This is a genomic window from Labrys sp. (in: a-proteobacteria) (assembly GCF_047605565.1).
Taxonomy (GTDB): domain Bacteria; phylum Pseudomonadota; class Alphaproteobacteria; order Rhizobiales; family Labraceae; genus Labrys; species Labrys neptuniae.
The window spans coordinates 116,910-143,332 of sequence record NZ_JASGFM010000011.1 but is presented as its reverse complement, the minus strand read 5'-3'; the positions used below and the strand labels follow the sequence as shown (position 1 = coordinate 143,332).

21 protein-coding genes are annotated in these 26,423 nt (G+C 65.4%); 13 read left to right on the top strand and 8 right to left on the bottom strand.

The features are described 5' to 3' along the window. Positions 1–8: 8 nt before the first annotated feature. From QM672_RS12805 to QM672_RS12795, 3 genes are all read right to left on the bottom strand, one after another. Positions 9–1,433, bottom strand: coding sequence for a sensor histidine kinase (locus tag QM672_RS12805; protein WP_415082993.1), 1,425 nt, complete (start codon positions 1,431–1,433; stop codon positions 9–11). Next, a complete protein-coding gene (locus QM672_RS12800) occupies positions 1,430–2,095 on the bottom strand; it encodes a response regulator transcription factor (protein ID WP_068292966.1) in 666 nt (221 codons plus the stop codon). The genes QM672_RS12805 and QM672_RS12800 overlap by 4 nt, the downstream gene beginning before the upstream one ends. Positions 2,096–2,170: 75 nt before the next feature. Further along, the gene (locus QM672_RS12795) at positions 2,171–2,506 is read right to left on the bottom strand and encodes a hypothetical protein (protein ID WP_311939041.1); all 336 of its coding nucleotides are present in this window, start codon (positions 2,504–2,506) and stop codon (positions 2,171–2,173) included. Positions 2,507–2,723: 217 nt separating this feature from the next. Between QM672_RS12795 and QM672_RS12790 the strand changes: the two genes are divergently transcribed. The 7 genes from QM672_RS12790 (at position 2,724) to xylB (ending at position 13,831) form a co-directional block, all read left to right on the top strand. Then, positions 2,724–6,785, top strand: a complete 4,062-nt coding sequence (locus QM672_RS12790) for a Pls/PosA family non-ribosomal peptide synthetase (RefSeq protein ID WP_415082991.1) — start codon at positions 2,724–2,726, stop codon at positions 6,783–6,785. Between the two features lie 482 nt (positions 6,786–7,267). Beyond that, on the top strand, positions 7,268–8,044 hold the full coding sequence (locus QM672_RS12785) for a TSUP family transporter (RefSeq protein WP_311939177.1): 777 nt from the start codon (positions 7,268–7,270) through the stop codon (positions 8,042–8,044). A gap of 157 nt (positions 8,045–8,201) precedes the next feature. Continuing rightward, the gene (gene rpsT, locus QM672_RS12780; RefSeq protein ID WP_149253229.1) at positions 8,202–8,468 is read left to right on the top strand and encodes a 30S ribosomal protein S20; all 267 of its coding nucleotides are present in this window, start codon (positions 8,202–8,204) and stop codon (positions 8,466–8,468) included. Between the two features lie 935 nt (positions 8,469–9,403). Beyond that, positions 9,404–9,850, top strand: a complete 447-nt coding sequence (locus tag QM672_RS12775) for a rhodanese-like domain-containing protein (RefSeq protein ID WP_068292959.1) — start codon at positions 9,404–9,406, stop codon at positions 9,848–9,850. A 90-nt stretch (positions 9,851–9,940) separates the two neighbouring features. Further along, positions 9,941–11,446: a chromosomal replication initiator protein DnaA gene (gene dnaA, locus QM672_RS12770; RefSeq protein WP_415082988.1), complete on the top strand. Its 1,506-nt coding sequence runs from the start codon at positions 9,941–9,943 to the stop codon at positions 11,444–11,446. A gap of 111 nt (positions 11,447–11,557) precedes the next feature. Next, entirely contained in the window at positions 11,558–12,256 is a 699-nt protein-coding gene (locus QM672_RS12765) for a hypothetical protein (RefSeq protein ID WP_367623769.1), read from the top strand. Positions 12,257–12,367: 111 nt separating this feature from the next. Continuing rightward, positions 12,368–13,831 (top strand): xylulokinase, encoded by a 1,464-nt coding sequence (xylB, locus tag QM672_RS12760; RefSeq protein WP_367623768.1) that lies wholly within the window; start codon positions 12,368–12,370, stop codon positions 13,829–13,831. A gap of 18 nt (positions 13,832–13,849) precedes the next feature. Here xylB and QM672_RS12755 read toward each other — a convergent pair whose 3' ends face one another. Beyond that, positions 13,850–15,361 carry a PLP-dependent aminotransferase family protein gene (locus QM672_RS12755; protein ID WP_415082985.1) on the bottom strand — a complete coding sequence of 504 codons (1,512 nt, stop codon included), beginning with the start codon at positions 15,359–15,361 and terminating at the stop codon, positions 13,850–13,852. Between the two features lie 73 nt (positions 15,362–15,434). On the opposite strand from QM672_RS12755, the gene QM672_RS12750 reads away from it, so the two are divergent. Further along, entirely contained in the window at positions 15,435–16,631 is a 1,197-nt protein-coding gene (locus QM672_RS12750; protein ID WP_367623766.1) for an MFS transporter, read from the top strand. 149 nt (positions 16,632–16,780) lie between these two features. Here the strand turns inward: QM672_RS12750 and QM672_RS12745 are convergent, their stop codons facing one another. Beyond that, positions 16,781–17,806: a LacI family DNA-binding transcriptional regulator gene (locus tag QM672_RS12745; RefSeq protein ID WP_415082983.1), complete on the bottom strand. Its 1,026-nt coding sequence runs from the start codon at positions 17,804–17,806 to the stop codon at positions 16,781–16,783. Positions 17,807–17,988: 182 nt separating this feature from the next. Between QM672_RS12745 and QM672_RS12740 the strand changes: the two genes are divergently transcribed. From QM672_RS12740 to QM672_RS12725, 4 genes are all read left to right on the top strand, one after another. After that, the gene (locus QM672_RS12740) at positions 17,989–18,921 is read left to right on the top strand and encodes a carbohydrate ABC transporter permease (RefSeq protein WP_415082981.1); all 933 of its coding nucleotides are present in this window, start codon (positions 17,989–17,991) and stop codon (positions 18,919–18,921) included. Between the two features lie 5 nt (positions 18,922–18,926). Beyond that, the gene (locus QM672_RS12735) at positions 18,927–19,802 is read left to right on the top strand and encodes a carbohydrate ABC transporter permease (RefSeq protein ID WP_311939022.1); all 876 of its coding nucleotides are present in this window, start codon (positions 18,927–18,929) and stop codon (positions 19,800–19,802) included. Positions 19,803–19,829: 27 nt separating this feature from the next. Further along, a complete protein-coding gene (locus QM672_RS12730; RefSeq protein WP_415082979.1) occupies positions 19,830–21,230 on the top strand; it encodes an ABC transporter substrate-binding protein in 1,401 nt (466 codons plus the stop codon). 69 nt (positions 21,231–21,299) lie between these two features. Further along, positions 21,300–22,646 carry an alpha-glucosidase/alpha-galactosidase gene (locus tag QM672_RS12725; RefSeq protein ID WP_415082977.1) on the top strand — a complete coding sequence of 449 codons (1,347 nt, stop codon included), beginning with the start codon at positions 21,300–21,302 and terminating at the stop codon, positions 22,644–22,646. Positions 22,647–22,778: 132 nt separating this feature from the next. On the opposite strand, the gene QM672_RS12720 is transcribed toward QM672_RS12725, so the two are convergent. Then, positions 22,779–24,350 carry a Na+/H+ antiporter gene (locus QM672_RS12720; protein WP_311939017.1) on the bottom strand — a complete coding sequence of 524 codons (1,572 nt, stop codon included), beginning with the start codon at positions 24,348–24,350 and terminating at the stop codon, positions 22,779–22,781. A 272-nt stretch (positions 24,351–24,622) separates the two neighbouring features. On the opposite strand from QM672_RS12720, the gene QM672_RS12715 reads away from it, so the two are divergent. After that, the gene (locus QM672_RS12715) at positions 24,623–25,228 is read left to right on the top strand and encodes a hypothetical protein (RefSeq protein ID WP_415082975.1); all 606 of its coding nucleotides are present in this window, start codon (positions 24,623–24,625) and stop codon (positions 25,226–25,228) included. On the opposite strand, the gene QM672_RS12710 is transcribed toward QM672_RS12715, so the two are convergent. Continuing rightward, positions 25,213–25,659: a DsrE family protein gene (locus QM672_RS12710; protein ID WP_311939013.1), complete on the bottom strand. Its 447-nt coding sequence runs from the start codon at positions 25,657–25,659 to the stop codon at positions 25,213–25,215. The two genes, QM672_RS12715 and QM672_RS12710, sit on opposite strands and share 16 nt — an antisense overlap. Positions 25,660–25,771: 112 nt before the next feature. Further along, positions 25,772–26,401, bottom strand: coding sequence for a hypothetical protein (locus QM672_RS12705; RefSeq protein WP_415082973.1), 630 nt, complete (start codon positions 26,399–26,401; stop codon positions 25,772–25,774). Positions 26,402–26,423: the final 22 nt, after the last annotated feature.

The following is a 26,423-nucleotide window of genomic DNA, read 5'->3' as shown; positions in this document are numbered from 1 at the left end:
ACAGCGCCTCAGGCCGAGGACCGCCCTTCGCCGGCAGGATCGTCATCACCTGTGTCGGTGACGACAAGCCGCTTAGGCAGGTGCACCTCGACGCCGAGGCCGCCGAGGCTCGATTTGGCGATATGAAGCTCGCCGCCATAGGCCTCGACGATGTCCTTGGCGATGGCGAGGCCGAAGCCGGTGCCGCGCACGGTCTCATCGAGGCGCTTGCCCCGCTCGATGAAGGACTTTTCAGCATCGGGCGGCAGGCCGGGGCCGTCATCCTCGATCGACAGGACAATGACGGGCGAAGCCGTCTGCGCCATCAGGCGCACCCTTGCCTGGGAATTTCCCCATTTGCGGGCATTGTCCAGCAAATTGCCGGCGATGTTGGTGAAATCGCTCTCATCCATGGCGATCACGATGCCCTGCGGGGCTTCGAGGCCGAACATCATGTCCTTGTCGCGCGAGAGCTTGTGCATGGTCGAGACCAGCTTGGACAGCACGGCATGGGTGTCGACGCGTCCCGACAATTGCGCCGCTGCGAGACTCGCCCGCGCCTCCGCCAGAGTGCGCTTGACCTGGGCATCCATCCGCCAGACTTCGTCACGGATGGCATTGGCCGCGGTGGCCTGCCCGCTATCGGCCAGGGAGCGTGCGGTGGCTTCCAGCACGGCAAGCGGCGTCTTCAGGCCGTGGGCGAGATCGCCGGCCCGGCTGCGCGCCTCGATGAGCTGCGCCTCGCGGGAGGCGATCAGCGCATTGAGATTGTCGATCAGCGGCTGGATCTCGTCGGGATAGCGCCCGCTGATCTTGCGGGCCGGGCGGCTGCGCAGGGACAGCAACTCGACGCTGAGCTTGTCGAGCGGGCGGAAGCCGTAACGCAGGAAGGCGATCACCGCCCCGAGCAGGGCGGCCATCAGCACGGCGAGCGAGGGCGCCATCGCATAGAAGAAGCGCCATTTCACCGGCGAGAGCTGGGCATTGTCGAGGGCGATCAGGGCATTGACGGTCTGGTCGCCGCTCGCGGTCGAGATGACGATCGAGCGTTCGACCGCCAGGAGCTGGCTGCCATTCGGCCCGACGAGATCATTGACCTTGCCGCCGCCCTTGGCTGCCGTCGCCTGCAACCAGGGCAACCCCTGGTCCCACAGCGACTGCGAGCGCAACTCGACATTGCCGCCCCGGCCGACCTGCCAATAGAGCCCGCCATTGGGCAATTCGAAGCGCGGATCCTGCGGCCCCTCGTCGATGGTGAGCTGGTTGGAGGCATTGACCTCGATGCTGCCGAGCAAGAGGCGCATCTCGTCCTCGATCTCGGACAGTTCGAGAGCCCGGATCGCCAGGCCCGAGATGGCATCGATGCCGATGCCGGCCAGGATGGTGGCAACCACGATCGCCACCACCGAGCCGAGCAGCATGCGCCGCCTGAGGGAGAAGGAGGTCACGGTCACTGAGGCTCGGCCGGGATGACGTAGCCCTGGCCGCGGCGCGTCTCGATCACGCTGTTGTCGAGCTTGCGCCTCAGGCGGGCGACCACGACTTCGAGGGCATTGGAATCATGTTCCACATCCTGGTCGTAGATTGAATCTGTGATCTGCGACTGCGACATCACGGTGCCCGCATTGTGCAGGAGATAGGCCAGCAGGCGATATTCCAGCGGCGTCACCTGCACCGGGCTGCCATAGAAGGAGACGGCGCGCTGGCGGGTGTCGAGCTCCAGCACGCCATTCGACAGAACGGGGGAGGATTGGCCGGAGGCACGCCGGACCAGGGCCCGGACGCGCGCGAGCAATTCCTCCATGCGGAAGGGCTTGGTCAAATAATCGTCGGCGCCCGAATCCATGCCGTCGACCTTGTCACGCCAATCGTCGCGCGCGGTGAGGATGAGCACGGGCATGCCGCGCCGCGCCAAGCGCCAGCGCCTGAGCACCGTCAGCCCGTCGAGTTTGGGCAGGCCGAGGTCGAGGATCACCAGGTCGAAATGCTCGTTCTCGCCGGCGAAGAGCGCCTCCTCGCCATCGAACACCGTCACCACGATATATTGCTGGGCTTCGAGACTGCGACGGATATCGTCGACGATGGCTCGTTCGTCTTCGGCGACCAGAATACGCATGGTTCGGGGCTGGGATCTCGTGGGCGGAACTGGCCGGGCGCTCAATGCGTTGCCGAGCCGGGCCGGACATTAGGCCTATTTATCGACCAAGGCCAGTGTCACCGCATCGACGAGCACGTCGCGCCTCTTGCCGTCCGGCCTGAGAACGCGGACCATGTAGAGCAGGCGCCCACCGCGGCGCAGCTCGCGCACGCGCAGAATGCGGCCCGGCACCTCGCGGGCCACCGCCGCGGAAATATCCTTGAACGAATGTGCCCCGGGGCGGCGGATCAACACGCCGCTGGGCTGGCCGTGATGAGCAGGGCCGGCCATCGCCGCTTCGAGCGGCGGCATGAAGCAAGCGATTGTCAGCAGCAGTCCGGCACAGGCGCCGGACCTAATGCTAAAAGCCTTGGCGCTAAAAGCCGTCATGAATCTCCTAAGCAGAGTAGCTGGCAAGGCTCCCGACGGGCCTCGCCGGGCATTCCGCAACTGTTGAGTCACTCACAGTTTCCCGATCGACAGTCTACCGAAACCAAGCTTGCAATTGGCTTGCAGGCGCTGTCAGACGCTCGCAACGCGCACCTCGCTAGAATAGCTGGAAACGATTTTGGCCACCATCCGAATCGCCGGCCGAAGGATTACGCGTGTGTTGTCTTTTCCTGTACCAGTAAATGCCGCCGGGCCCCTCGCCGTGGTTCGCGGCGAGCAGCGTCCCGACCTTCTCCGCGACGAAACCCTGGCGACGATCTTCAAGGCGTCCGCCGCGGCCTTTCCCGACAAGCAGGCCCTCGGTGCGATCGGCACCGGCGAGCGCCTGACCTATCGCGAGCTCGACGAGCGCTCCGATCGGGTCGCCGCCGCCCTGGCCCGCCGCGGCGTCGGCGCCGGCATGTTCGTCGGCCTCTGGTTCCAGCGCTCGATCGACCTGCATGTCGCGCTGCTTGGCCTGATCAAGACCGGTGCCAGCTTCATTCCCTTCGATGCCGACATCCCGCCCGAGCGGGTGACGGCGAGCCTTGCCGATGCCGGCGCGGGCCTTCTGATCTCGCATGCGCCGCAGGCCGAGAAATATGCCGCCGTCGAGGCCGGGACGGTAACGCTCGAAGCCCTGCTCGAGGACACACGCCGCGAGGTTCCCGCCGGTCCTGCCCCCGCCCTGACCGATGCGGCCTATGCCATCTATACCTCCGGCACCAGCGGCAAGCCCAAGGGCATCAAGGTCTCTCATCGCAACATCTGCCACTATCTGCGCGCCGGCAACGAACGCCTGCGCATCGCGGCCGATGACGTGGTGCTCCAGCAGGCCTCGATCGCCTTCGACCTCTCGCTGGAAGAGATCTTCATTCCCTATATGGTCGGCGCCACGCTGAAGATCGCCGGTGCTGCCGTGCTGCAGGACATCGACGCCCTGCCCCAGATGCTGGAAGCCGAGGGCATCACCGTGATCGATACGGTGCCGACCCTGCTGTCCATGCTCAGTCGCGACGTCGCCGGGCTGAACACCATCATCCTGGGCGGCGAAGCCTGCCCGCCCGCTTTGGTCGCCCGCTTTGCCCGGCCCGGCCGGCGCCTGCTCAACACCTATGGCCCCACCGAGACCACGGTGGTGGCGACCTCGACCGAGCTGGAAGCCGGCGACGACATCACGATCGGGCGCCCGATCCCCAATTACACCGCCTATGTCGTCGACGATCAGCTCAACCTGCTGGCGCCCGGCGAGACCGGCGAATTGCTGGTGGGCGGCCCAGGCGTGGCCATGGGCTATCTCAACCTGCCGGAGATGACCGCGGCCAAGTTCATTGCCAATCCCTTTGCCTTGGACGGCTCCGACCCGGTGCTCTACCGCACCGGCGATGCGGTAAGCCTCAAGCCGGACGGACGGATCGTCTTCCAGGGCCGCATCGACAGCCAGGTCAAGATCCGCGGCTATCGCATCGAGCTCGGCGAGATCGAAAGCCTGCTGGCCGCCGATCCCGCCATCCGCACCGCGGTGGTGACGGCCAACCAGAGCGAGGCCGGCGATACGCTGGTCGCCCATCTGGTGCCGCGGGGCGAGATCGATCTCGACCGCATCAAGCGTGACCTTGCCGCCAAGATCCCGCGCTACATGCTGCCCTCGGCCTTCCAGCTCCATGACGCGCTGCCCGTGCTGCCGTCGGGCAAGGTCGACCGCAAGGCGCTCTCCTCCCTGCCGGTGCCGGAACGCCAGGCCACGGCCGGCGAGCAGGAACCTCCACGCTCCTGGACCGAAGCCCAGTTGCTCAAGGCTGCGCAGGAACTGCTGCGCGCCCCGGCGGTCGACTTCGAGGCCGATTTCTTCACCGACCTCGGCGGCCATTCGCTGCTGGCGGCGCGCTTCGTCTCCGAGGTCCGCCGCGTGCCGGCCTTGTCCGGCATCGCCATCCGCGACCTCTATACCCATCGCACCCTGCGCAATCTCGCCAAGGCCCTGGACGAGAGCGCGGCTGCTGCAGCGGCGGCGCCACCGCCGGACCGCAGTTTCGAGCCGGTGCCGCTCGCCCGGCGCTTCCTGTGCGGCCTGGCCCAGGCCGTCACGCTGCCCTTCATCGTCGCTCTGGTCTCGGTGCAATGGATCGGCCTCCTGCTCGCCAGCATGCTGCTGGTGGGCGACAACGCTTCCATCCTGACCGAGCTCGCCGTGCTGTGCGGGGTCTATATCTGCCTCAACCTCGCCACCAAGCTCGCCGTCATCGGCCTGAAATGGCTGGTGATCGGCCGCACCAGGCCGGGCGTCTATCCGCTCTGGGGCGCCTATTATTTCCGCATCTGGCTGATGCAGCGCATCGTGCAGCTCACCACGCCGAAATTCCTCAAGGGCTCGCCGCTCATCCGCGTCTATCTGCGCGCCCTCGGTGCCCGCATCGGTCATGACGCCATGATCGACGACTTCGAGGAAGGCGCGATCGACCTCGTCACCATCGGCGACCGGGCGAGCCTCGGCACCAAGCTCAAGCTCGCCAATGTCGAGGTGATCGGCAACGAGGTGCATGTCGGGCGCATCGAGATCGGCACCGGTGCACGCATCGGCAATGGCAGCGTGATCGGCGGCGACGTCGTCATCGGGGACGGCGCCGAGATCGGCGACCTCACGGCCCTGCCGCAGGGCACGATGGTGGCACCGGGCACCCATTGGGAAGGCGCGCCTGCCGCCGAAATCGGCCCCGCCGAGCAGGACGATCCGGCCGACCATCCCCATCTCGGCCGTTTCGGCCGTTTCGTGCAGGCCATCGGCTATTTCATCGCCTATAATCTGTGCCTGGTCATCGGCCTCCTGCCGATCTTCCCGGCCTTCTCGCTGTTCTCGGAAGTCGAAGCCCTGTTCGGCGCCGATCCCGACCAGCCCCTGTCCTGGAGCCTGGTGGCGGTCGCGGCCTGGCCGGCGGCGCTCGCCTTGATCGTGGTCTCGATGGCGGTGATGGTAGCCCTGCGCTGGCTGCTGCTGCCCAAGGTGCGCGAGGGCTCCTATTCGATCTTCGGTTCGCTCTATTTCCGCAAATGGGTGATCGGCCTTTCCACCGAATCCCTCCTGGAAACCCTCAACTCGCTCTATGCCACCGTGTTCATGCGCAACTGGTATCGCATGATGGGCGCCAAGATCGGCAAGGGCACCGAGATTTCGGCCAGCTTTGCCGGGCGCTACGACCTGATCGAGATGGGCCGCGACAATTTCATCGGCGACGAGACCATTTTCGGCGACGAGGAAATCCGCAATGGCCGCATGATCCTCAAGCGCCTGAAGACGGGCGACCGCTGCTTCTTCGGCAATTCCTCGGTGGTGTCGCAGGGTTCGGTGGTCGAAGACGATGCCCTGATCGGCATCAAGTCGCGCCTGCCCGATTCCCTCAAGGTCGGCACCGGCGAGACCTGGCTCGGCAGCCCCCCCATCGCCATGCCGACCCGCCAGAAGGTGGCGGCCGCCGCCGGCACCACCTATGCACCTCCCTTCCGCATGAAGCTCCTGCGCGTGGTGTTCGAGACGCTGCACACCTCGCTGCCGACGGCGGTGCTGATCGCCGCCGCCTACATCACCGCCGACATCCTGGCCTCGGTGATCTCTGAGGGTGCCTGGCTTGCCGCCATCGGCATCTTCCTGGTCGCAGGCCTCGCCATCTCCGCCCTGATGTACCTGGCCGCCGTCGCGGTAAAATGGCTCCTGATCGGCACCTACAAGCCGATGATGCGGCCGATGTGGTCCTGGTGGGCCATGCGCACGGAAGGCGTTGCGGTGATCTATGGCGGCCTCGCCAGCAAGATGCTGCTCGACTACCTCCGGGGCACGCCCTTCCTGCCCTGGCTGCTGCGCCCCTTCGGCGCCAAGATCGGCAAGGGCACCTGGATCAACACCACCGACATCTGCGAGTTCGATTGCACCGAGATCGGCGACCATGCCGTGCTCAACATGGGCGCCTGCCCGCAGACCCACCTCTATGAGGACCGGGTGATGAAGGTGGGTCGCATCCGCATCGGCCGCGGCGCCACGATCGGCACCGGCGCGACCGTGCTCTACGACACCGAGATCGGCCCCTTCGCCCAGGTCGAGCTGCTGACCTTGATCATGAAGGGCGAGGCGCTCCCCACCTCGACGGTGTGGACCGGTATTCCGGCCCAGGCCCAGGTCCTGGCTCCGGCAAATGCCGAGGCGCATGAACCGGCCCGGATTCCCGTCCTGGCCGAAGCGGCGGAGTAGGCTCCACTCCTGGGAGCGCGGACGTCCCCGTCCATAGGCGCTAAGATAAGGGGTTGGGCGAGATGAGGCAGTTGGAGATCGAGCTCGACATATGAGCCCCCTCGCCCCGTTTACGGGGAGAGGATGGAGGTGAGGGGCTACGGAAGGCGTCAGTTTGTGAGGTCGCGCCGCCCCTCATCCTTACCTTCTCCCCGTAAACGGGGCGAAGGGGGCCGGCCTCGCGCCTCTCGCCTTATCTTAGCGCCTATGGATGTCCCCGTCCGCTCTCCTTATCTGCAGGCGTAGCGTTTCCAAGAGCGGATCGTCCGACAACTCCCTTGAGTCCTTGCCGTCGCCGCTTCCAACGGCGCGAATGGCTTGCCAAGCGCCCTGCAATGGCCTAGCCGGAGGCTCTCCCGCCTTCCGGACCTCCAAGCGTGCCGGCTGCAGGCCTCTTGGAAGGAAGACCTTCGCTCGTGGAATTGACCTGGACCCTCATCGCCATGCTGGGCGCCGTCGGCCTGGTGGCCGGCTTCGTCGATGCCCTCGCCGGCGGCGGCGGCCTCCTGACCATTCCAGCCCTGCTGCTTTCCGGGCTCGACCCGGTAGCGGCCCTCGCCACCAACAAGCTGCAGTCGAGCTTCGGCTCGGGCTCGGCGGTGATCGCCTTCGCCCGGCGCGGCCATATCGCCTTTCATCAGACACGCTGGATGGTGGTGACGACTTTGCTCGGCGCCTGCCTGGGCGTGGCTGCCGTCAGCGTCGCACCGCTGTCACTGCTCTCCGCGGCTCTACCGGTGCTGCTGATCGCCATGGCGCTCTATTTCGCCTTCTCCTCCCGCTTCTCGCCCAAGGCCGGCATCGAGGACGGCAGGGCCCGCATGAGCCCAGGCCTGTTCACCCTTACCATGGCGCCTCTCATCGGCTTCTATGACGGCCTGTTCGGCCCGGGAACCGGCTCCTTCTTCATGCTCGCCTTCGTGGCGCTGTGCGGCTATGGCGTCATCCATGCCACCGCCAACACCAAGCTCCTCAACTTCACCTCCAATTTCGCCTCGCTGATCCTGTTCATCCTGGCGGGCAAGATCGTCTGGGTGGTCGGCCTGGTCATGGGCGTGGGCCAGTTCCTCGGGGCCCAGGCCGGCTCCTATATGGCGGTGCGCCAGGGCGCGCGGGTGATCAGGCCCCTTCTGGTGCTGGTGTGCTGCTCGGTGGCCGTCAAATTGCTGCTCGACCCGGCCAATCCCTTGCATCAGGCCGTTATTTCGCTGTTTCAGTGAAGTCCGTCGTTGACGCCGAAGCCATTGGGATGTAAAGAGCCGCCTTCCAATAGCGAGCGCCCGCAGCGCTCGCGGCTTATCATTTTCAGGCAACGCACGGCCTTTCGGCGATCTTTCGGGATCGTTATGGATGCGGCCGGCTTAACAGGCAGGGATCATGGCCAATACGAAGTCGGCCAAGAAGGCTACGCGCAAGATCGAAGTGCGCACCGCAGTAAACAAGGCGCGCCGCTCGCGTATGCGCACCTTCATCCGTAATGTCGAGGAAGCCGTCGCTGCCGGCGACCAGACCAAGGCTGCTGCTGCGCTGAAGAGCGCCGAGCCGGAAATCATGCGCGCTGCCCAGAAGGGCGTGCTGCCGGCCAACACGGCGTCGCGCAAGGTGTCGCGCCTGGCCCATGCCGTGAAGAAGCTCAGCGCCTGAGCCGAACGGCGGGACGTCGAATAGAGACAGGCGACCGAGCCACTTTATTTAATTTCCCTTAGGTGAAGAAACCCGGCCTCCAAAGCCGGGTTTTTGTTGTTCGGCCCTTCCCGGCCGGAGGCCCGTGCCACGCTCGGGCCCACGGCCTTTCGGGGGCCGCTCGCCATCGTTCCGGCTCCGTCCCCCCTCGGTCCGCGTTCCGGACACGGCCCCTCGACGGCGTCCTGGAAACATTTGTTCCGGGGCGAGCGCAGCCTGAAACCGCGACCCATGATTGTCATTGTCTCGTAACAATATTTGACGATGGAGGTATAATAATACTAACAACAATGAACTGGGCAATCTTTCCGCTTGACTCAAGGTTTGGCTGCCATGCCCATCCCCCCTCGGTAGCCGGTCAAAATTTTCCTATATATTTCATAGTCTTATGGGATAAGAGAAAAGTGACCCGGCAGCCATCCCGGCACGCGCCGGGCAAATTACGAAGCCTCGCAATCTTTACGCATCCGAAACGAATATTTTTGAGTCATTTTGCCGCCTCCATGATTCCGTCGACTCCTCAACACCTTGCGGCTGCGGCAGTCAAAGCGCCTGCTGTCCGAATCGAGAACATTGAGGGGCCATTAACGAATCATTGAGATTTGCCTGTTGCACCCGACTGGGCCGGTTCGGTATGTTTTTTCTCGGAACGGGTCATGTGTAGGTTCCTTCCCGATATTGCGAGCGGACGTCCGTCCATTCCGGGGCATCGGTGAGGTATGCTTTGATGGCTACGTATAGTTTTGAAAACAGTAAGGTAATAGCGTCGGCATTCGATTGCTGCTTTCGAGACCAATAATGAGATGGACCTTCTGGTGAAGCGTCCCGTGCCGGCGTTACACGGCATGTTGTGTATAATTACGAACGAAGTCTGAAGAAGACGGAATTGGGGTGTCATGTCGTCGGGGTGGTTGAATGACTATGCGGGAGACGTTTCGGCGCAGGAAGCCTATGAGCTCCTCAGCCAGCAGCCTAAGGCACAGCTTGTCGATGTCCGTACCCGGGCCGAATGGTCGTTCGTTGGCGTTCCCGACCTCTCCGCGCTCGGCAAGGAACCCGTCCTCGCCGAGTGGCAGCGCTACCCCAGCATGGAAGTCGCTACCGATTTCGTCTCCCAGCTCGAGCGCGAACTCGAGCGCCGCGGCGTCGGACAGGACCAGCCCGTCCTGTTTCTCTGCCGTTCGGGCGCTCGTTCGCTGGCGGCCGCCCAGGCTATGCTGGCTGCCGGTTGGAAGGGTGCTCGCAACATAGCCGCGGGCTTCGAGGGCCCGATGGATGCCTCGCGGCATCGTGGCATTGTCGAAGGCTGGAAAGCCTCCGGTTTGCCCTGGATCCAGTCCTAAAAAAAACCAATTCGCGCTCTGCAGCCGCCGGTCCAGGACCGGAAAAGGCCGGAGCTGTTTCTTGAACTCATTTTGCCAGACGATAGCCCTATGACCTCGAGCGAACGCCTGTCAGTTATTGCCAGCCAAACCGCAAAAACCGTTTCCGGCCTGGATTCCGATTCCTCCGTCGCCGATGGCGCCATCCAGCCGGCAGCGGCCTGGGATCGCGTCAAGCGCCGCCTGCGTGCCGAATATGGCGAGGACGTGTTTTCCAGCTGGTTCGCCCGCCTGGAACTCGACGCCGTCATCGACGACACCGTGAATCTGTCGGTCCCGACCCGGTTCCTGCGCAGCTGGATCCAGGCTCACTACATCGACAAGATCCTTGGCCTCCTGTCGGCCGAACTGCCGGGCACGGCCCATATCGCGCTCAATGTCCGCACTGCGGTGGCCCGCCCACCGGCAGCGCGCGATGCCGCCTCATGCGCCAAGCCCATCGGCGAAGCGGCGGCCGCCAAGCCGGCTGTCCCCTTCCTGCGGGCGGTGGAAACGCCGGCACGCGAGGACGACCTTTCCGGCTCCCCGCTCGACCGTCGCATGTCGTTCGAAGCCTATTTCATCGGCCGCTCGAATTCACTCGCGCATGCCGCGGCCCTGCAGGTCGCCAAGGCCGGCGCCGCCGATCCGCTGCCCTATAATCCGCTGTTCATCCATGCCTTGGTGGGCCTCGGCAAGTCGCATCTGATCCAGGCCATCGCCCATCAGTCGGAAGCCCAAGGCAAGCGCGCCCTCTACCTCACCGCCGAGCGCTTCATGTATGGCTTCGTCGCCGCGCTGAAGGCGCAGACCGCCATCGCCTTCAAGGAGAAGCTGCGCGCGATCGACCTGCTCGTCATCGACGACCTGCAGTTCCTGGCCGGCAAGTCGATCCAGCAGGAGTTCTGCCATACCCTCAATGCCCTGATCGACGGCGGCAAGCAGGTCGTGGTCGCGGCGGATCGGCCGCCGGCGGATCTGGAGACCCTGGACGAGCGCGTGCGTTCGCGCCTGTCGGGCGGCCTAGTGGTGGAGATCGGTGCGCTCGACGAGGAACTGCGCATCAAGATCCTGAAGGCTCGCATCGAGGCGGCCCGCGCCCATCACGCCAATTTCGACGTGCCCGACAATGTCGTGGCCTATGTCGCCCATCAGGTCACGACCAATGGCCGCGATCTCGATGGCGCCGTCAACCGCCTGCTCGCCCATTCCGCTCTGTCCGGCTCGGGCATGTCGCTGGAGACGGCCGAGGCCGCCATCCGCGACCTCGTCAAGAACCGGGAGCCGCGCCGGGTCAAGATCGAGGACATCCAGCGCATCGTCGCCAAGCATTACAATGTCAGCCGCGCCGACATCCTGTCGCTCCGCCGCACCGCCACGGTGGTGAAGCCGCGCCAGGTTGCGATGTATCTGGCCAAATCGCTGACGCCGCGTTCCCTGCCCGAGATCGGCCGCCGCTTCGGCGGGCGCGACCACACCACGGTGCTGCATGCCGTGCGCAAGATCGAGGGCCTGGTCGGCAAGGACACCGGTCTGGCCGAGGAAGTGGATCTGCTGCGCCGGCTGCTTTCGGAATAGAATGCCGATGCGTGTCCGGCGGCGGGATGTCGGTGATCGCCGACATCTTGCCATCGGCCATGCATGGGCTTAACCCAGTTCTTGCGTGATGCAGGAACTGGAGGTGGATCCATGGCTCGACCGGTACGGACGAATCCGATCTCATCTCCGGCCGTGCATATCCGCTGGCTCGCCTGTCTTGCGGCACTGGTCGTGCCGGGGCTCGGCCACGCTCAGGGCAATGTTCAGGACGATGATCAGGGCATGGGCGTCCTGAAAGTCTTCATGGCGAGCCAGAGCTACCGGGACATCACCGGCAAAGCCCTTTCAGGCATCCCGCCGGCCATCTTCACACGCTGTCCGACGCTGGTGGCGCGGGATTCCTCCGTCACCATCCTTCAGCCGGTATCCGCCGGTCCGCAGGGCAGCCCGGCTAGTGGGCGATGGAAACAATCCTTTCCGGTCAGCGGCTGCGGCAACGACACCGTGCTCAATCTCTATTTCTCGGTGGCGGCGGACGGCAAACCCCAGGCCGGCGCCACCTTGCCCGGCACCACGCTCGCCGATCCGCTCCTCCAGCGAGACGCTCTGCTCTATGCCAATCTCGGCGCCACGCGCGCCGTGGCCGACTGCAAGAATTTTCTGGTCATCGATACCAAGGCTCCCGCATCGAGCCAACCGCCAGGAACGGGCGGCGGCCTCAAGGCTCCCTGGTCCGAAACCTGGACGCTGAGCGGCTGCAGCCGCAAGGTCGACGTCCGCATGGATTTCACCCCCGATTCCACCGGCACGACGATCGCGCCGCGCGACGCAGTGATCCGGCCCGACTGATGTCGGCTGGGCAAGCGCCCCAATCTTCCCCCTTGCATCGCCGGCGCGATCCGGGCAAAGGCGCAAACGACCCTTTGTTTCGGCGCCGCTTGCGGCACCCAGCAGATTGAGATGATCGCCATGCTCTATCTCGGCCTCGATATCGGAACTTCGGCCGTCAAGGCCGTCATCGTCGACGAACGCGAGACCGTGCTGGCCGAGAGCGAACAGCCTCTCTCGCTGTCGCGTCCGGGCCCCGGGCTCAGCGAGCAGAATGCCGATGACTGGATCGCAGCGATCGAAGCCATCCTGACGCGCTGGCGGGCCGAACAGCCGGCTCTGCTGGCCGGCGTGGAGGGCATCGGCCTGTCGGGCCAGATGCATGGCTCTGTCTGCCTCGATGCCGAGGACCGGCCGCTCGGGCCGGTGATGTTGTGGAACGACGGCCGTGCCGCAGCCGAGGCAGCCGAACTCAACCGCGAGCACCCCGAACTCGCCTGGCAGCTCGGCGTGCCGGCCGCTCCCGGCTTTACCGCTCCCAAATTGCTGTGGCTCGCCCGCCACCAACCGGCACTGCGCGCCCGTCTGAAGCGGGTGCTGCTGCCCAAGGATTTCGTGCGCCTGTGGCTGACCGGCGAGCATGTCAGCGAAATGTCGGACGCGGCGGGAAGCTGGTGGCTCGACCAGGCCAGGCGCGATTGGTCCGATGCGGCCCTGGCGGCAACCGGTGTCGAGCGCAGCCAGGTGCCGCGCCTGATCGAGGGCACCGAAATCTCCGGCCGGCTGCGCCCGGCGCTCGCCAGCCGGCTCGGCTTCAAGCCAGGCATCCCGGTGGCCGGCGGCGCGGGCGACGCCATGGCAGGCGCCATCGGCATCGGCACCATTGCCGACGGCGCTTTCCTTTCCATCGGCACGTCCGGCCAGTTCTTCGTGCCCGGAACCGACTATCGTCCGCTGCCCGACAAGTTCCTGCATACGTTCTGCCATGCCGTGCCCGGTCATTGGGTGCAGATGGCCGCCCTGCTCAACGGCGCCTCCTGCCTCGCCTGGGCCGCAGGGCTGGTGGGCGAGCCGATCGAAAAGCTGCTGGCCGACGTTGCCGCCCAGCCGTCCGGCCCGGGCCGCGTGATGTTCCTGCCCTATCTCGCCGGCGAGCGCACCCCGCACAACGATCCGGAGGCAACCGGCCTGTTCACCGGCATGACCGGCGGCACCGGCAAGGCCGACCTCATTCGCGCCGTGCTGGAGGGCGTTGCCTATTCCTTCGCCGATGCGGCGGCCTGCCTCGCCGAAGCCGGCACTGAGCTCAGCGAAGCTGCCGTGATCGGTGGTGGCGCCCGCAGCGCCTTGTGGGTGCAGATCCTCGCCGATGTGCTCGGCCTCAGGCTGAAGCGCTATCGCGGCGGCGAAAAGGGGCCGGCCTTCGGCGCCGCCCGGCTCGCACGCGCCGCGGCCAGCGGCGAACCGATCACAGCCATCGCCACCAAGCCGCCCATCCTGGATGTTGCCGAGCCGCGCCCCGAGCTGACGCAGGCCTATGTCGAAAAGGTGGCGGCCTTCCGCCGGCTCTACCAGGCAACCAGGGCGGCTCGCTAGGTCAAGCCGCGCCATACGCTATCGCGTCAATCGGGCAAACACCCGCGACAGCCTCCTGGTCCCGACATCGGCCTCCTCATCCGTCAATCCGGAAAATCCCAGCAGGAGCCCGGACTCGGCCGCAGTTGATATATGCATCGGCGATACCGGCAGAACGGCCACGCCTTCCTGGAGCGCGGCCTGTGCTACCGCGCGATCATCCGTCCAGGTTCCCGTGCTCCGCACTGTGAAGTGAATGCCCTGCTCGGGCACGGGCGCAATCAAATGCTCCGATAGCCGCTCGTTCAGCAAGCGGGCCAGAAAGTCGCGCGAGGCACGGTAGCGCTCGCGCAGGCGCCGTAAATGGGCCGGGAAATATCCTTCGTTGAGGAAATCGGCCACGACGCGCTGATGCAGCGGCGCCGGGAAGCGATCCACAATGGGCCGCGCGGCCCTGAAGGTGGCGACGAGATCGTGGGGAACGATGAGATAGCCCACCCGGATCCCGGGCAGCAGCGCCTTGCTGAAAGTGCCGAGATAGAGGACGCGGTCGGTGGCATCCAAGCCCTGGAGCGAGGTGATCGGCCGGCCCTCATAGCGGAACTCGCTGTCGTAATCGTCCTCGATGATCCAGCAGCCCCGCTCCTGCGCAAAGGACAGAAGCTCCAGCCGGCGCGCCAGCGGCAGGGCAGAGCCGGAGGGATATTGATGCGACGGCGTCACATAGACGGCCGCCGGCCTGGGACCGTCATAGGCCTTGAGCTGCTGCGTGCTCAACCCGTCCCGATCGACTTGTATGCCGGCGAGCCGGGCGCCATTGAAAACGAAGGCCTGTCGCGCCGGCGGGTAGCAGGGATCTTCCACCAGCACCGTCTGCCCCGGCGAGGCCAGGAGACGAACGGCAAGGTCGAGGGCCTGCTGCGTGCCCGAGGTGATGAAGACCTGTCCCGGTTCGCATCGAACGCCACGCGAGGCGATGAGATGAGCGGCTATCGCCTCCCGCAGCGCTGCCTCGCCTTGCGCCTCGCGATAGCCGTCATGCGTGTAGTCGAGATGGCGGAGCGTGAGCCGCTTCAACAGGCTCGCTGTCCTGGCATCATGGATCACGCGGCCGGTGGTGAAGGGAGCCTGCAGGGGTAGGGCCGTCCCGATGCGCATGGCCATTTTCGCTGCCGTCGAAATGGCTCGGCTATCGCTCCCCCCGACCGCCTGATGCCCCTCGCTTGTTCCGGTCGGGATCGACGGCAAGCCGCTGGCGACATAGGTTCCGGAACCATGCCGGCCAAGGGCGTATCCCTCTGCAATCAGCATGTCATAGGCCTCCGCGACCAGGCCGCGCGACAAGGACCATTCGCGCGAGGCCGTCCGGGTCGAGGGCAGCCGATGCCCCGGCTGCAGCCGGCCTGCCACGATGCCGTCGCGCAGTTGCACGAAGAGCTGGCGCACGGCCGGCATCGGCGACGGCGTTTCGATCGCGGGAAGAAAGCCGGCCGCCGCGCTCTCCCGGCGCAGCGACCGGGCCTGGCTGTCCGACACGGAAGTGGCTCGCATCTTCATCCTAAAGTGGCCCTGGATTAGGGTCCAAGTTTGGCGTTTTGTCGATCCACTTTCAAGGATGACCGCAATGCGCCCCTCTTCAGCCCCCTTCCTCTTCGCCGGCACCATGCTGGCCGCCGCCGGTTATGGCGCCACTTTTCTGCTTGCCTCCTACTACCGCGCGCATGGCGGCGGCGACATCGAGACCGGCCTCACCCTCGGGGCGGCGATGGTCGGCACCTTCACCGGCGTTCCGCTCGTCGGCTGGCTGTCCGGCCGCTTCGATGCCGCCCGCATGTGCGTGGCCGCCTGCTGCGCCGTCGCTGCCGGCTTCCTGCTGCTGGCGGCATCGGCCGCGCAAAGCGGTTTCACACCCGGCCTGGCCTCGGGCTTCCTCATCGGGCTGGGTTGGGGCATGTTCTATATCGCCGCGCCCATGGCCCTTTCCGAACGCATCACCGATGCCGACCGAGCCTTCTGGTTCATGCGCTTCGCCGCCTTCCAGATGGCGGGCATCGGCGGCGGGCCGGTCCTTCTCAATCTGTCCATCCATCAGGCCGGCCTGTCGATCGAGGCGGCGTTCCTGCTGGTCGGCCTCGCTTGTCTGGCCGCATCGGCACTCCTCTGGATTTTCGGGACCCTCGCGCCCGGCGAGCCACGCATCGTCGCCCTGCGCCCCTGGCTGCGCGACATCGCCGTCATCGGCCGGGGCGCATCGATACGCCCTATTATCATGGTGGCGCTCGGGGCCTGCGTCTTCTCCGGCCTCATGACCTTCCAGTCCACGCTGGTGCGGGATACGGCCGCGAACGAGGCGACTTTCTTCGCCGTCTACGCCGTCACGGTCGTCGCCGCGCGTCTGCTGCTCGCCCGTACCCTGGCCGGGCTGCCGCAAGTCGCACTTGCAACCGGCCTGCTGGCCGCCATGGTGCTCGGGGTCCTGGCGATGCTGGGGGTCACCCTCCATCCGGCATTCCAGATTCTCGCCGCCATCCTGACGGGTATCGGCTATGGCCTGGTCTATCCGGTCATCCAGACCTGGGCGGTCAACGACACCCCGCGGGAGTTGCGCCATGCGGCACTCACCTGGTTCGTCCTTTCCTATTTCATCGGTGTCTTCGGCTTTCCCGTCATCGGCGGCTGGATGCTGGTCAATTTCGGCAAGAGCACCTTTCTGGTCGTCCTGCTCGGCCTCGCGCTGGCGGAGTTGCTGATCGCGGTCAATATCGGCCTCGCCCGCAAGCGCTCGATCGCCCTCGGGACGGGCCGAACTTCCGCGTCATGACGGCCTGTCGCCACCGTGGGCAGGCCTACCGCATGCGCCGTCTTCTCGCCGCATCTCCCCGGCGGCAGAACGCTCCGGAAGCGTGATTTCCGCACCTTCGCCCGCTTCATCCGAAGCGGGCTCTTTCTGTCCGGCGCAGGCGAAGATGCCTATCCGACCCTGCCGCCGCTCGAGGCTCGGATGACGAGTTCCGTACCGAAGACGACCCTGGGGCGCTCGATCACCTCGCGATTAAGCAGCCGGATCAGCATGCGGGCCGCCGCCTCTCCCTGTTCGATCGCCGGGTTGTGGATGGTGGTGAGGGCCGGCCTGGTATAGGCCGCGATCGGCAAATCGTCGAAACCGATGACGGCGATGTCTTCGGGCACCCGCAGGCCGGCCGCCTCGATCGCCGCCATTATGCCGAGCGCGATCGTATCGTTGCCGGCAAGAATGGCGGTCGGTGGCCGCTGCGCCCGTGCCAGCAATTCCCTCATCGCCGCAAAACCGCTCTCCGCACTGTGATGGGCAAAGCCGACCAGGTCGGGTTCGGGCTCCAAGCCATGGCTGGCCAGGCTGTCGCGATAGGCGGCCAGGCGCCGATCGGTGGCGATGTTGCCCATGGCGGAGAAGCCGATATGGCCGATGCGCCGGTGCCCGAGCCCGACGAGATGATCGACGGCGCTCTGGATCGCCCTGCGGTTGGAGAAATTGACCGAATGCTCGTTGGGATGGCCGACGGAGCCGAGCAGCACCAGGGGATAGCCATCCTCGATCAGCCCGCGCAAGGCCTGGTCGTTGCTGGCGGGGTTGAGCACGATCATGCCGTCGATGCGGCGGCTGCGCACCAGATCGGTATAGATATTGGGGGCCCCACCCTTGTCGACGACCTCCAGCAGCACACCATAGCCATGCTCGCGATTGACCCGGCTGATGCCATAGAGGAGTTGGGGCACGAAGCCGTCGACATTCAGGAGCGCCGGGTCGGTCGCGACCAGGCCGATCGTTTCGGTGTCGCCCCGCACCAGCATGCGGGCTGCCGAATTCGGCCGATAACCAAGTTCCGCCGCGGCCCGCAGAACGCGTTCGCGCGTCTGGGTGCTGATCGAAACGGCCGTCGAACCATTCAGGACCATGGAGACGGTGGCGCGGGATACGCCGGCGCGCTCCGCCACGTCATGGCTCGTCACCTTCATGCGCTCCATCCGTCCTCCGAGACCGTCAACAAGCCGTGCCGATCCCAGCCTGTCAAGCCTGCGGGCACCCGTCTTGACAGCGCGCCCTTCCTCTGCATTAATCATACTAACACGTGTTAGTAAACAAGTAACACGTGTCATCAACGAATGAAAAATGAGACCAGCCTGGGGAGGCAACGCCTTTGGTATCGATCGGCGAGTCCGAATCACTGGCCAGACGGCGCCCGGCCCGCAGCGCGAGGAGCCTGCGCTGGCGCGAGAACCTGACGGGTTGGCTTTTCATCGCCCCCGCCCTCCTCGGCTTCACGGTGTTCTACCTGCTGCCGACCTTGCGGGCCGTCGAGATCAGCCTGACCGACTGGAACCTGATGCGGGCGCCGAAATTCGTCGGGCTCGACAATTACGCCAGGCTGATCGCCGATCCCCGCTTCTGGCAATCGGTCAAGATCACCTGCCTGTACGTCCTCTACAACATCCCGGTCCAGACGGTGCTCGGCCTCGCCCTCGCCGTGCTGATGGACAGGCTGTCGAAATCCGTGGCGCTGCGCGCGGTGGTGGTGGCGCCCTATCTTCTCTCCAACGTAGTCGCCGCCCTGATCTTCCTGTGGCTGCTCGATCCGATCCTGGGCATCACCAACGCCTTCCTCGGCCTGATCGGCATATCCCGTCAGCCCTTCCTGACCTCGCCCGGACTGTCCCTGGTCTCGGTGGCGGCGATCAATGTCTGGCGCCACACCGGCATGACCGCGATCCTGTTCTATGCCGGGCTGCAGGCGATTCCGCGCTCGCTCTACGAGGCAGCCAGGATCGACGGTGCCAGCGAATGGCATATGTTCCGGCATATCACCTTGCCGCTGCTGCGCCCCGTGCTGGTCTTCATCGTCGTCACCAGCGTGATCGGCTCGTTCCAGGTCTTCGACACCATCGCCGTGGCCACCAGGGGCGGGCCGGTCAATTCGACCAGCACCATCATCTGGTACATCTATGAGAGCGCCTTCCGCTTCTCCAAGATGGGCTATGCCTCGGCCATGTCCGTGCTGCTCTTCCTGGTGCTCGTTGGCGTCACCCTCATCCAGATGCGGGTGATGCGGGCCGGCAGCTCGGACCTGGAGTAGGCGCCATGGCCATCGTCGCCCCACGCCGGAACCTCGGGCGCGCCTTTGCCTGGCTGGTGCTCTGGCTCTTCGTCATCGGCTCGCTCTTCCCGCTCTGGATCGCCCTCAAGACGGCTTTCACGCCATTGCCGAACCTTTACGAAAGCGCCGGTTCTCCCCTGCCGGACGGCGTGACGACCACGAATTTCACCCGCATCTTCGGCCTGAGCCCGGAAGAGGGAGGTTTCGTCGCCCGCATCAATTTCGGGCCGGCCCTCGTGAACAGCCTCGTCTTCACGGCGATCTGCGTCACCGGCCAGATCTTGTTTTCCTCGCTGGCCGCCTATGCCTTCGCCAGGCTGCGCTTCTTCGGCCGGGACGTGATCTTCTATCTCTTCATCTCCGCCACCATGGTGCCGGCGATCGTGCTGTTCATCCCGAATTTCGTGCTGATCAAGGAGCTCGGCTGGCTGAACACCATGACCGGCATGGTGGCGCCCTTCGTGCTGATGACGCCCTTCGCCGTGTTCTTCCTGCGCCAGTTCTTCCTGTCGACGCCTTCGGAGCTGGAGGATGCCGCCCGCCTCGACGGCGCCTCGCCGCTGCGCATCTTCTGGAGCGTGGTGCTGCCGGTCCATCGCGGCGCCATCGCTACGCTCGCCATCCTGCTCGCCATCAACAGCTGGAACGAATTCCTCTGGCCCTATCTGATCGGGCGCGATGAAAGCTCGCGCGTCCTGTCGGTCGCCCTCACCAATTTCCTGCAGCAGCAGCCGAACGGCAATCCCGACTGGACCGGCCTGATGGCCGCGACCTTCCTGTCGATCCTGCCGGTCATCGCCCTGCTCCTCATCCTCGGCCGGCGCGTGGTCGAGTCCCTGCAATTCAGCGGCCTGAAATAACGGGCCGAGCACATCCGGGAGGAAGCCTTGACGATCACCTCGAAAGCTCTCGCGTCACGACTGCGTTCATGGTGCTGCGGGCGGCGTGGCCGGCCCGCCGGCAATCCGAGGGGTCCCGGGCGCGGGTCCCGCCGCCTGCAGCTCGGCCTCGGCGCGATGCTGCTGGCGGGAACGAGCCTGCCGGCACGAGCCGCGACCGAGATCAGCTACTGGCTGTGGGACAACAACCAGCTCGCACCCTACCAGGCCTGCGCGGACGCCTTCCAGAAGGAGCACCCCGACATCAAGGTGAAGCTCACCCAGCTCGCCTGGAACGACTATTGGACGACGCTCTCCACCGGCTTCGTCTCCGGCACGGCGCCGGATGTCTTCACCAACCACCTCAGCCGCTATCCCGAATTCGTCGCCAACAACCAGGTGATGGAGATCACCGATTTCATCAAGCGCGACAAGGTCCCGACCGACATCTACTACAAGGGCCTGCTCGACCTGTGGTCGAAGGATGGCCGCGTCTATGGCCTACCCAAGGATTGGGACACGGTCGCCATCGTCTACAACAAGGACATGCTCGACAAGGCCGGCGTCAGTGTCGAGGAGCTCAACGAGGCCACCTGGAACCCGAAGGACGGCGGCAGTTTCGAAAAGATCCTGGCCAGGCTCTCCATCGACGCCAATGGCAATGACGGCCTCTCGGCCAAATTCGATCCGAAATCCGTCAAGCAATATGGCATCGTCTTTCCCGAGATCGACGGTTACGGCCAGTCGGCCTGGGCCCATTTCGCCGCCTCCAACGGCTTCAAATTCGTCGATGGCCTGTGGGCGACCTCCTACCATTACGATGCACCGGAGCTGGCCGCCTCCATCGGCTGGCAGCGCGATCTCGGCCTGAAGAAGGGCTTCGCCATCCCGCAAAAGGATGTCGGCAACAATTCCTCGGCCCTGTTCGTCGCCGGCAAGGCCGCGCTCACGCCGCAGGGCTCCTGGCTGATCAGCTTCTTCGGCAACAACGCCAAGTTCAAGCTCGGCTACGCCCTGCTGCCCAAGGGCCCGATGGGTCGCAAGACCATGTTCAACGGCCTCGCCGACGGCATCTGGACCGGCACCAAGCATCCGGAGGAAAGCTGGCAATGGGTGAAGTTCCTGGCTTCGCCCAGTTGCGCCCGCATCGTCGGCGCCTCCGGCGTGGTCTTCCCGGCCATAGAGGAAGCGGCCAAGCTCTCCCAGCAAGCCTCGACCACCAAGGGCTGGGACGTCTCCGCCTTCCTCAAGGAGGCTACCCCCGACCAGACCTTCTATTTCCCGATCACGGACCATTCCTCCGAAATCAATTCGCTGATGAAAGCCGCTTTCGAGCAGATCTTCCTCAACGACGTCGACGCGGCGAAGGTCCTCAAGGAAGCCAACGATGCCGTGAACGCCCTGTTCTGACCCGCCTCCTCCCCCCCTGTCGGCGGCGGCCACCGTCGCCGACCTTTTCTTCTCGATCAGGAGCCCCTGATGCCTTCCCCCAAGATCACCTTCATCGGTGCCGGCAGCACCGTTTTCGCCAAGAACCTGATGGGTGACATTCTCTCCTTTCCCGAACTCGCGGGGGCGCATATCTGCCTCTATGACATCGACGCCGAGCGCCTGGCCGTCTCCGAGCGCGTCGGCCGGCGCATCGTCGAGACTCTCGAGGTCCCTGCCCGCATCGAGGCCACCACGGACCGCTCGCGCGCCCTCGACGGGGCCGACTATGCCATCACCATGATCCAGGTCGCCGGCTACAAGCCGGGTACGGTGACGGACTTCGCGGTGCCCAAGAAATACGGCCTGCGCCAGACCATCGCCGACACGCTCGGCGTCGGCGGCATCATGCGGGCTTTGCGTACCATTCCTGTGCTGCTCGACTATGCGCGCGACATGGAGAGGCTGTGCCCGGACGTCTTCCATCTGCAATATGCCAATCCGATGGCGATGAACGTCATGGCGCTGAACCGGGCGAGCAAGATCCGCAGCGTCGGGCTCTGCCACAGCGTGCAGGGCACGGCGGCCGAGATCGCCGAGGATATCGGCGTGCCGCTCGAGGAGATCAACTACACCTGCGCAGGCATCAACCACATGGCGTTCTATCTGAAGTTCGAGCGCAATGGCGAGGATCTCTATCCGCTGATCCGCAAGGTGGTCGAGGAAGGGCGCGTGCCCGAGTGGAACCGGGTGCGCTACGACATGTTCCTCAGGCTCGGCTATTTCGTCACCGAATCCAGCGAGCATTTCTGCGAATATGTGCCCTGGTACATCAAGACGGGTCAGGAAAAGCTGGTCGAGCGCTACAACATTCCGCTCGACGAATACATCACCCGCTCGGAGAACCAGATCCGGAAATGGGGCGAGCTCTCCAGCCAGCTGCAGGACGCCTCCGTCCCGCTCGAGGTCAAGCGCAGCGTCGAATATGGCTCGACCATCATCCATGCCATGGAGACGGGCAAGCCCGCCGTGGTCTATGGCAATGTCGAAAATCGCGGCTTGATCGCCAACCTGCCGGCCGATTGCGCGGTGGAGGTCCCCTGTCTGGTCGACAGGAACGGGCTGCAGCCGGTCAGCATCGGCAAGCTGCCTCCCCAGCTCGCCGCCCTGATGCAGACCAACATCAACGTCCAGAACCTCACGGTGGAGGCATTGCTGACCGGCAATCGCGACCATGTCTATCATGCCGCGATGCTCGATCCGCACACCGCCGCCGAGCTCAATCTCGACGAGATCTGGGCCCTGGTCGACGAGCTCATGGCAGCCCATGGCGACTGGATCCCGCAGAATCTGCGCGAGACGGTGGCCCACGCCGCCTCGCAGCTGCGGGTAGCGTGACCGGGCGGGAAATGACGACATAGAGCGAATGTGGCTTGCTTGAATGGCCGTTATTCGGTGAGCCCTGCGCTGCCCCTCACCCTTGATGCAGTCTTCAGCAATCAGCCATGCCATCAAGGCCGCAACCGCCCTTCACGCGCTCCGCGCGGCGCCGGCGCTGAGATCGGCCCAGTCGAACTCTTCCTCCAGCACGTAATAGGCATCGTCGCCGATCGCCCCCTCGCGGCGCAGTTCGTTCGCCTTGAGGCGCGCGGCGGCGATCGCCTGCCGTCTGAGCGGATTGCCGGGCAGATCCCCGATCTCGCCCTGCAGCGGGCTCGCCTCGCTCAGCTCCACCACCGCCCCATATTCCTTGCACAGCAGCTTGGCATGCTTGGACTCGTCGTCCTTGATCGCCTCGATGGCGGCGCGATAGGCCTCGGTACGGGCCCATTTCACCTCCTGGCCGACAGGATCGCCATCGCGCAGATTCATCCAGCGGATCAGCGGCTTGAGCGTGAGGCCCTGCAGGACGAGCGTGCCGAACACCACGCAGAAGGCAGTGAACACGATGAGGTCGCGATAGGGAAACGGCGTGCCGTCAGCCAGATGCTCCGGCAAAGCGAAGGCAGCGGCCAGGGTGACGATACCGCGCATGCCGGCCCAGGAAATGACGATACCGCCCCGTGCCGTCGGCCGCGCCATCGGCCGAGGCGGGTGGAAGCCATAGCGGGAAATCTTGAAGCGGACCGCCGTGTTGTAGGTCATCACCCAGAGGAAACGCACCACGATGACCGTGACCAGCACGGCCAGGGCGACGGCGCAATATTGCAGGCGCAGTCCCATGTCGAGCCGCTCCCAGATCGGACGCAATTGCAGGCCGATCAGCACGAAGGCGAAGGCGTTCAGCATGAACACCACCGTCTCCCATACCGCATAGACGGGAACGCGCAGCCGCGCCGGCATGGGGGCGTCGCGCCGCCGGGCGATGGTCATGGCGTAGCAGACGATGGTGAGGATGCCGGACAGCCCCACCGCTTCCGCCAGCATCCAGACCCCGAACGTGGTGGCGAACTGCACGATCAGGGCGGTCGGCGCATCGTCGAAGCGCCCGATCACATAGGGAAAGGCCAGCCCCATGGCGATACCCGCGGCGACCGAGCCGAACACCGTGATGAAGAAGGCCGGGCCGAGGCTGCCGAGGGTGATGCCTCCGGAAACCATGGCGATCACGGCGAGGCGATAGATCAGGAGGGCGCTGGCATCGTTGAGCAGGCTCTCGCCCTCGAGGATCTTGGTCAGGCGATGCGGCAGCTTGACCTGCCGGACGATCGCCGTGGCGGCGGCCGCATCCGGCGGCGCCACGATGGCCCCCAGCGCAATCGCCGCGGCCCAGGGCATGCCGGGCACCAGCCAGCGCGCGAGCAGGGCGACGGCGACCGTGGTGACACCGACGGCGACGATCACCAGGTTGGCGACCGGCACCCAATTGTCACGCAGGTCCCGCAGCGAGGTGTCGTAGGCAGCGTCCAGCAGCACGGGCGCCACGAACAGGGTCAGCGCCAGATGCGGATCCAGCGTCCATTCCGGGCTGTTGGGCACGAAGGCGAGGCAGGCGCCGCCAAGGGCGAGGAAGGTCGGATAGGGCGCCCCCAGGCGCCGGGCCAGGGTCGACAGCAGGGCGGCACCCAGCAACAGCAGAATGATCCACTCGAAGGTTTCCATCGCGACCTCGACATCGTCTCCTGGTTGCATCCGGCAGTTTGCCGATAGCGTCAAGAGGACGGGGCTCACCGACCTGTGGCCGGCTGGAACTTCCGCATCGGGCGGACCGGTCCATCGCCATTCTTGTCAGGGGCAGGGACTTGCCCCTAGGGTGGCGCCATTCTTGCGAACCGGCCCGAAAGGACAGGATGACGACGATACGGAAACGCTCGTTTCCAAATAGGGAAGGCCTCCGGTCTTCCATCCGCCGTGCCTTCCACGCGATCATAGTCGTGGCAGCGTTGGCGGCATTGCCGGCCGGCCTGGCCGCGCAGGAGGCCGTCGATCGCCTCGGCCTGCCCGGCCCGCTGGCCTTCGACGGCACAGAGTACAGGCTTGCCTGGAGCGCCCAGCCCAATCCAACCTATTACAAGCAGGAATATCTGCCGGCCGACGAGACCGTGACCGACTACACCAGGATGGTGCTGGTGGAACTGATCGCGGGCGGCCTGGACGTCGCCGGTGCCGCCAAGGCGCAGGTCGATACGCTCAACCAGCGCAAGGGCAAGGATCCGCTGGTGCAGATGGCCCTGATCCGCAACGCGCCGACCGGCGAGATCCTGCTCGACTTCCTGATCAGCCAGAAGAACCCCTGGGGCGAGTTCACGGTGGAGTGGAACGCCTATCGCTACGTGCCGCGTGGCGATGGCGTCATGCTGTTCGCGATCAGCCGCCGCGCCTATGGCAATGCGGCCGCCAAGGCCTTCCTGGCCCGGCTGAAGACCGAGCGCCCCGCCGATATCGCCAAGCTGGCCCGCTATGAAATACCGCGGCTGCGGCTGCAGGGCGACTCACAGCAGGCCGGCTCCCCCTCGCCGCCGAGCTATGGCCGCAAATAGAGCCAGCCCTCGCTTTGGAGCTCGGCCAGCAGCACCACGCCGCCCTTCTCCGCCACCGCAAAACCGGGCAGCAGGTCGGAAAGGCCGAGCTTCATGCCGTCCATCGTGTGCCGGCAGGCATGAAAGGCAACGCCCTCCTGCACGAGTCGGCCGAAGCGCGCCTTGAAATCCTCGTTGCCACTATCCGCCCGGAAGGCCCGCAAGGCCGGGCCATGCACCACCACGGCCAGTTTCACGCCCTCGGGACCGCCCATGCCGTCGACATGGTTGCGCAGATTGCCGAGCACGAAGCCGGCCTTCTCCAGATCGGCGAGGTGATAGGCAATGCGCGGCACGGGCCTGGCCTCGGCCGCAAGCGAACCGCCGGCGCCGGCAACCAGAATGGCCGGGCCGCTCGCCAGCATGGCCCTCACGGCTGTTCTGCGATCCATCCGGACCTCCTGCGGAGCGCGGACTTCCTCCGTTCTCCCTTTCCTCAACAACAACTGTGTTTGGGGCAAGGATTGGCGGACAGGATGTCCGCGCTGTTTTCGTCGAAGCGGCTCATTGGCCCCGGCGCAACATCGCCTTCTCGTCTTCGTCACCGACCAGGGACAGGCAATCGGTCAGCGCGGTGCGGTCGAGCCGGAACAGCTTGTCGTCCGCTCCGAAGCGCTTGCGTTCATCGCTGTCCTCGCTGTCGCTGCCGGCCTTCCAGATGCGCGCGCCGTCGGGAATGGCGACCAGGACGGATTTGTCGTTCTTGAGCCGCACGTCAATGGCGCCGCCGTCGCAATCGACACTGCAATGGGCCACATTCGCCTTGGCCGTCGGCAAGGTGGCGGAGCCGATCGCGCCACAGCCCCCGAACGTCTCGAAATGCGTGCCGGCCTTGCGGAAGGTGACGCCCAGTCCGAGCGTATAACCGGGATCGCCCCCCTCTTCCGCCGAACCCGTGACCAGCAGCGTCATGGTGCGCACATTCTGCTGTGGGTGGCTGCCCAGATGCGCCGCGTCATAGGCCCGCCTGTAGCAGGCATGGATCCTGTCCCTGCCGATGACGCGGCCGAAGACCTGGCGCTGGAAGGCCTCGTCGGGGGCCGAGCCTGCCGCCAGGGCAGGAGATGCCGCACCTGCCATCAAGGCGAGGGCAACCGGTGCCAACAGAACACGCATCGGGAAATGACGTCTCATGCGGCCCTCCGGACGACGATGC